The sequence below is a fragment of the Butyrivibrio sp. WCD2001 genome, assembly GCF_000424485.1.
GTDB lineage: Bacteria > Bacillota > Clostridia > Lachnospirales > Lachnospiraceae > Butyrivibrio.
The window spans coordinates 111,296-117,295 of the sequence record NZ_AUJZ01000011.1; the positions used below are offsets into that span (position 1 = coordinate 111,296).

The window sequence follows — 6,000 nt, forward strand, 5'->3', positions numbered from 1 at the left end:
ATTGCTCTAAAGAAATTCGAAAGGCCAATCGATATATCATGTGTAAGCGAGAAAGAACATTCAAATGGCCAATGAGAATGAAAGAAAAAATAAGAAGAATAAACGGAGGTTTCTCTTATGTATATGTACGAATTATTTCTTTCAACAGATGTAGAAGGCAAGAAGATCCACTTTATCCAGACAAATCACAAGGTTGACAATCTTGAGAAATGGCTTGGAAAGCTTGTAAAAGATAATACAATTACTGAAGACGTAGCTAACGCAGTTACTTTCGTTTGGTAATATAAATATATAGTCACTACCGGAGAATCCCTAAACAGGATTCTCCTTTTTATTTTATGTAGCCCCTTCTAGAACTTCAAATTATCTCCGAGTACCGGGACCTTACTTGCGAAGAAGGAAAACTCTCCGCTGTCCAAAAGATTCCCCGCATCATCAGTAACCCTGATGTCAAATACCAGGATATGTTTACCGGTTTTAAGTTTCATGCACTCACAGTAGATGTATTCTGTGTTGACCGCAGGCAACAGGAAATTTAAATTTGCAGATACTGTCGTAACATAATATCCGCTCATGCTTGCCGTCGCACCGGCCATTACATCAACAAAAGAAAGAAGTGCTCCGCCATGGATACTGCCGTATGTGTTGTGAAGTCTTGTATCACATTTGACCCTAGACTTGCTATATGTGGGGCTAAGCTCCATCACCTCAAATCCTATAAACTTGTTGTATTCGTTGTCATAAAGCTCAGCGAGCATTTTCTCCCTGATTGCATTTTCTTTTTCAGTACGTGCCTTACGCATTTTCTCTCCTTAGCTATCTAAAAAAATCCTAAATCTATTATCAATCACTTACCGCATGACATTAACTTCTTTAACATCCGACCAGGCGCCTGAATACTCTTTTCCCGAAATCTTCTTGAAGCTTCTGATTCTGACATAGTAATTTTTACCGGCCTTCAGACCTTTTATATTGGCTTTAGTGACATTCTTCTTGCTTATTATGACCTTTTTCGTCTTTTTCTTTTTGAATTTCTTATTAGTGGAAAGCTGAATCTCATAGCTGTTCCCGGCAGTATTCTTATTCCATTTCAGTGTGAGTTGCTTTTTATGTTTACTCTTTGCCAAAGTAATATCCGTCTTGCCGGGAAGGATTTTGAAAGTTGTTGAAGCCGATCCGCTGCAAAAGCCTTGACCTGTTACTGTAACTAAAGCAGTTCCGACCGCCTTATTACTCTGGTAATTCACTTTATATTCAGAACTATCCAGGAGTTTCCCGCTTTTATCTGTTACAACAACTTCAGGCTTTATAAGCTTTCCCGTGTAGGTATACGACTTTTCCGAAACCTCAACCCTGCCTATTGTAGTATTGACGGATGCTACATTTATTCCATTTCTGACCGCAAATCCGTATGCCAGATTTCTGTTATCAATAATAGTATATAAAGTTAATCCCTTTATCAGTTCATATTTTCCGGAGGCATTTTGTTTGAAACCAAAGGCGTAATCACCACAAGTTGATACCATTCCTCCGATAACCAGTTTTGATAATGAAGTACAATTTAAAAAATCTTTTCCTCCCAAATACATAACCTTCGGGAAATATGCAGAAGTTAAGGAAGTACAGCCGGTAAATGTGTTGCCCCAGAGAGTAGTTGCGCCGGGAAGGCTTATGGTCTTTAAACTTGTGCAATTTGAAAATGCCTCGTCCTCTATACTCTCTGCTTTCGGAGCGCTAACCAATGTCAGCGACGTGCATTCTGAAAAGCCGTTTTTTCCAATCGTTCTCGCTTTAGGGAGACTCACTTTCTCAAGACTTCCACAGCCCTTGAAGCACTCTCCCCATGCATATTCAGCGTTAGGAAAATTGACAGATTTCAGGCTTACACAGTTTAAAAACAAATCGCTGCCTACTTCCTTGGCACTCGGAAAATCAGCTGACTCCAACGCAGTACAATCCTCGCATACATTAACTCCAAATTCAGTTACCTTAGGAAAAGAAACCGCGGTAAGGCTGGTACACCCGGAAAAAACATAGCAGCTTATCTTGGTAGCCGCCGGAAGAGATACACTTTTCAGCATCGGACAATCCTGAAAAACACATTTTCCTGTACCGGTAACTTTGGGGAAACTCACTTCTTCAAGTGCACTGCATTCTTTAAAAGCATTGAACGGAAGATAGGTAATCATAGGAATATTTACATTTTTCAGTGAAGTGCAGGCGTAGAAAATCCATTCTCCGATAATTGTGGTTTTAGGAAAACTTACAGATTCAAGATCTCTGCAAAACATAAAAGCTCTCTCGGATATGTTTGTTATGCTGTTTCCGGTCACGCTTTTTATATTTCTGCATGATTGAAATGCACTGCCTTCGATTCCTGTAACAGGAAGCCCGTTTATTGTTTCGGGAATGACTACCGTTAGCTCGTTACCTTCATAGCCGCAAATTTGTACATAGCCCTCAGGATATGTTTTGTATTCAAATCCATCAGCAGTTTTTGAATAAGCAGAAGCCTTCACCGCTGAAAATGGCGCAAACTGCACTAATAAAATCAGCGCGATGACATATAGCCAATTAATTGTAAATCTTGTTTGTATTTCATGTTTCATTTTTCATACCTCTCCCCGATTATATCATTCCAGAACCAGTTCTTCGCCCGGCTTGAGTATTATCCTCCCCGGTACGTCGAAACTTTCAGCCACCGCCTGATCAAAGCAGTTCGTTTTATCCGCAGGAATCATGTGATAGGGTATGTTGTGCTTTGCGCCTACAGTTTTGGCACACTCTATCGCTTCCTGCACATCCATGTTGTAAACTCCGTCGCAGCAGAAAAATGCGTAATCGAGATTTCTCTGTGCAAGTTCCTGCATCTGCGGCGTCGTAGAGGTATCTCCTGAAAGATACAGCGTCACACCATTGGAAAAAGTAAGGATAAATCCCACACATTGCTTTGCATCATGATTCTTGTTGTAGCCTGCCTCCACAGCTTCAACCTTTACATATCCGAGGTCAAAACTCTGATGCTGCCCTCCGCTTAATGCTTCCTCCCACGAGATAGTCTCACAATCAGGATTCTTTGTGGTTATCGTATCCGTTTGCGTGTGATCATAATGTCCATGTGTCATGAGTATCAGATCTGCAGGCACATCATAGCCCTCCCCTGCAAATGGATCCACATAAATCACCTTTCCCTCAGTTGTGGTGATCCTCATGCTCGCATGTCCCTGGTACAAAAGTTTTGCTGCTCCCATTTCCTCTCCTCCGTTTTCTGTTTCGTTATTGTTATTTATTTCAATATCCCCGGTCCAGTCGATGATCCCTCCGAATTCATAAACATTTGAATATCCCATATCCGCAAGCTTCTGCGACGCTTCCTTACTGCGCCTTCCGCTCCTGCAATAGACGAGTATTATCTGATTGGGGTCAGGAAGTTCCTCAGGCGGATCCACATCAATGCTTTCATTCGGAATTAAAATCGCGCCCGGAATATGCCCCTCTGCATACTCATCCTCCCTGCGGACATCGACGATAACATGGCCATCGTCTTTTTCCATCATCTCTTTCGCCACGTCCTGCGATATCTGAGTATACTGAAATGTTTGTATCATCCCATCGCCATCCATGACCTGGCTTCTTTCGCTACAGGCTGTAAACAGCAAAAGGAACATCACACAAAAAGTAACCCACCATTTTTTCATAAGCTTCCCTCAGAATGTGCTTTCAGGACATAAGTTTCTTTTAGTTTTTCTATCCTCTTTGCATCCATATTATTTTCCAACTTCAACTATATTATCTTTTTATTCATCCATTTTCCGGTCTTGAATCGCCAGATATCAAGAGCTGCCTTAATGCACCAGTCAAGCACCATTGCCAGAGCTATTCCTATTACACCCATGCCCATCCACAGAGCAAGGATAAATGACAGGACTGTCCTGCAGATAACTGTGGCAAATATCGATGCCCACATCGTGAATTTTACATCACCCGCAGCTCGAAGCCCCGATGAAAGTGGGCCTGAAAAAGGCTGAACCAGCGCAGAAAACAGATTGTGTATCGCAACTATTATCAAAATCAGCCGCTTTGTCTCATCCGAAAGATTATACAAAGTAAGCAAAACCGGCGTCAGTGCCATTACCATCACATTCCAAATGATTGCCAACACAAGCGATAATCTCGTAAGCTTTCTTATATTCCACTCAGCCGCCTCATAGTCGCCGGCGCCCACACACTGCCCGACAACTGTGATGAAAACTGTTCCCATTGACATGCCCATGCATGCAGCCAGTGACCAGAATGTCTGTCCTGTGGTATTTGCAGCTATCTGCGATGTCCCAAAAGTTGCGGTAAGCATACCCAGAACAACCTTTGCCGCCTGAAAAAGTGTATTTTCAATGGAATTCGGAATTGCCACACCTAATATGCGCCCTGCCATAGCTGCATTCAGGCGAAGAGAATCCTTTATATTTATACTGATTCTTTTGGCACCGAGCACATTAAGTCTTTTAAGAATATCATCAGATGTCCTTGTCTCAAGGCACAGCACGGTCATAATAACCGCAGCCACATACCATGAGATTGTTGTCGGCCATGCTACTCCGGCAGCGCCTGCCTTCAGTACAAATATTCCTATTGCATTCCCGACCACATTAACCAAGTTTGCAATAAATGAGACCCACATGGTTACTCTGGTCTGCCCCATGGCACGAAAAACAGCTGTCCCCGAATTATAGATAGCATTTGCCGGAAAAGACCAGGCCACTATCCACATGTATGTCTTGCAGGCCGCCATCGTATCCGCCTCTGCCTTGGGATACATAGCCTGCAGAAGTGCTGATCCGAAAACAAGCATCATCACCATGCATACAATCGAAAGCACCCCGCCTATAAAAAATATCTGCGAAGCTGAAAGATCAGCATTATCCTTCTCTTTGCTCCCAATGTATTGAGATACAACTACCGATCCTCCTGCGGAAATAGCAGTAAACAAATATATGAATATGGTGTAGACCATAGTATCAAGTCCTACACCTGCAACTACGGCTTCTCCGGCGTAACTAACCATCATTGTATCTGCAAGTCCTACCACCATCTGAAGAAGCTGCTCAATAAGAAGCGGCACAATCATCGCTTTTAATGCAGCATTGCTGAACCGTTTTCGGTCATCCGACAAATATGTACTTGGTTCTATTATTCTCTCCGCAATATTCATACCCATTTTCAGCAAATAATGTATTTATATTTCAAAATCAGATTACTTCTTAGTTCGATTAAATTGTTACCAATATTATAACTTAAAACTCCCCGGAGTACTGACCAAAATCAACACTCCGGGGATTCATTGCATCCATTTCTTTTAAAGATCAAAGTGTGAATGTTGCTCCAAAAGCTACTGCCATCTTCTCTTTGTTATAAAAAGCTGAAAGCTTCTCAAGGCATTCATCATACATTTTGCGAACTGCTTCGTTTCTCTGTACTCTCTTAACTTCTGTTTTGCGTGTATCCTGAACATCATTAAATCTCATAATATTTACCTCTTTCTTTGTTGTGATATTTGTTAGCCGTTTGGCTGTTTCTTTTCTCTTTCTGAGCTTATAATATTACTTCCCGGGTTATGGAAACACCAAATTTATTTGTTTTCATTTCTATCTGTTGGTTGTTTATTTCTTACTTCATAAACCGGTTCAAAAATCAAGGACTTTTTGTAGACAGATTTATGGAATTGGTGGAATCAAATTAGACAATTGATATACCAATTATGACAGATATGGAATTCCATAAGACAGTTATAAACTTTCAGTAGACAGCCTGTATTTTTGACAAACCGAAACAGGTATTTAACATATAGCCATGACAAATAAGCCAGAGGATTATCCGGCAATCAAAAAGCTGTACCGTCAGAGGGTGAGGTGAACTCGCATTAGCGATAAGCCAGGCCCTTACTGCCACGATACAGCCTTTTTCATTATACAGCTGTAGGGTGTTTTAAAGTATTAGATTTTA

Annotated in this window: 6 protein-coding genes; 1 reads left to right on the plus strand and 5 read right to left on the minus strand. The window is 41.4% G+C overall.

Translation table 11 applies throughout. The annotated features are described in order from the left end of the window. Nucleotides 1–123 precede the first annotated feature (123 nt). A complete protein-coding gene (locus G630_RS24680; protein WP_170832886.1) occupies nt 124–282 on the plus strand; it encodes a hypothetical protein in 159 nt (52 codons plus the stop codon). 68 nt (nt 283–350) lie between these two features. Here G630_RS24680 and G630_RS0111305 read toward each other — a convergent pair whose 3' ends face one another. The 5 genes from G630_RS0111305 to G630_RS24685 form a co-directional block, all read right to left on the minus strand. Beyond that, the gene (locus tag G630_RS0111305; protein ID WP_022762838.1) at nt 351–803 is read right to left on the minus strand and encodes a PaaI family thioesterase; all 453 of its coding nucleotides are present in this window, start codon (nt 801–803) and stop codon (nt 351–353) included. 48 nt (nt 804–851) lie between these two features. After that, complete coding sequence (locus G630_RS0111310) at nt 852–2,609, minus strand: leucine-rich repeat domain-containing protein (protein ID WP_026498625.1); 1,758 nt, start codon at nt 2,607–2,609, stop codon at nt 852–854. Between the two features lie 24 nt (nt 2,610–2,633). Beyond that, nucleotides 2,634–3,698 (minus strand): rhodanese-like domain-containing protein, encoded by a 1,065-nt coding sequence (locus G630_RS25380; protein WP_242829931.1) that lies wholly within the window; start codon nt 3,696–3,698, stop codon nt 2,634–2,636. Nucleotides 3,699–3,784: 86 nt separating this feature from the next. After that, a complete protein-coding gene (locus G630_RS0111320) occupies nt 3,785–5,209 on the minus strand; it encodes an MATE family efflux transporter (protein WP_044959135.1) in 1,425 nt (474 codons plus the stop codon). 151 nt (nt 5,210–5,360) lie between these two features. Further along, on the minus strand, nt 5,361–5,522 hold the full coding sequence (locus G630_RS24685) for a hypothetical protein (RefSeq protein ID WP_022762845.1): 162 nt from the start codon (nt 5,520–5,522) through the stop codon (nt 5,361–5,363). Between the last annotated feature and the right edge of the window lie 478 nt (nt 5,523–6,000).

Bases quoted from the DNA above. Each gene is read 5' to 3' on its own strand.
- G630_RS24680 (WP_170832886.1), top strand. From the start codon at position 124: ATGTACGAATTATTTCTTTCAACAGATGTAGAAGGCAAGAAGATCCAC.
- G630_RS0111305 (WP_022762838.1), bottom strand. From the start codon at position 803: ATGCGTAAGGCACGTACTGAAAAAGAAAATGCAATCAGGGAGAAAATG.
- G630_RS0111310 (WP_026498625.1), bottom strand. From the start codon at position 2,609: ATGAAACATGAAATACAAACAAGATTTACAATTAATTGGCTATATGTC.
- G630_RS25380 (WP_242829931.1), bottom strand. From the start codon at position 3,698: ATGAAAAAATGGTGGGTTACTTTTTGTGTGATGTTCCTTTTGCTGTTT.
- G630_RS0111320 (WP_044959135.1), bottom strand. From the start codon at position 5,209: ATGAATATTGCGGAGAGAATAATAGAACCAAGTACATATTTGTCGGAT.
- G630_RS24685 (WP_022762845.1), bottom strand. From the start codon at position 5,522: ATGAGATTTAATGATGTTCAGGATACACGCAAAACAGAAGTTAAGAGA.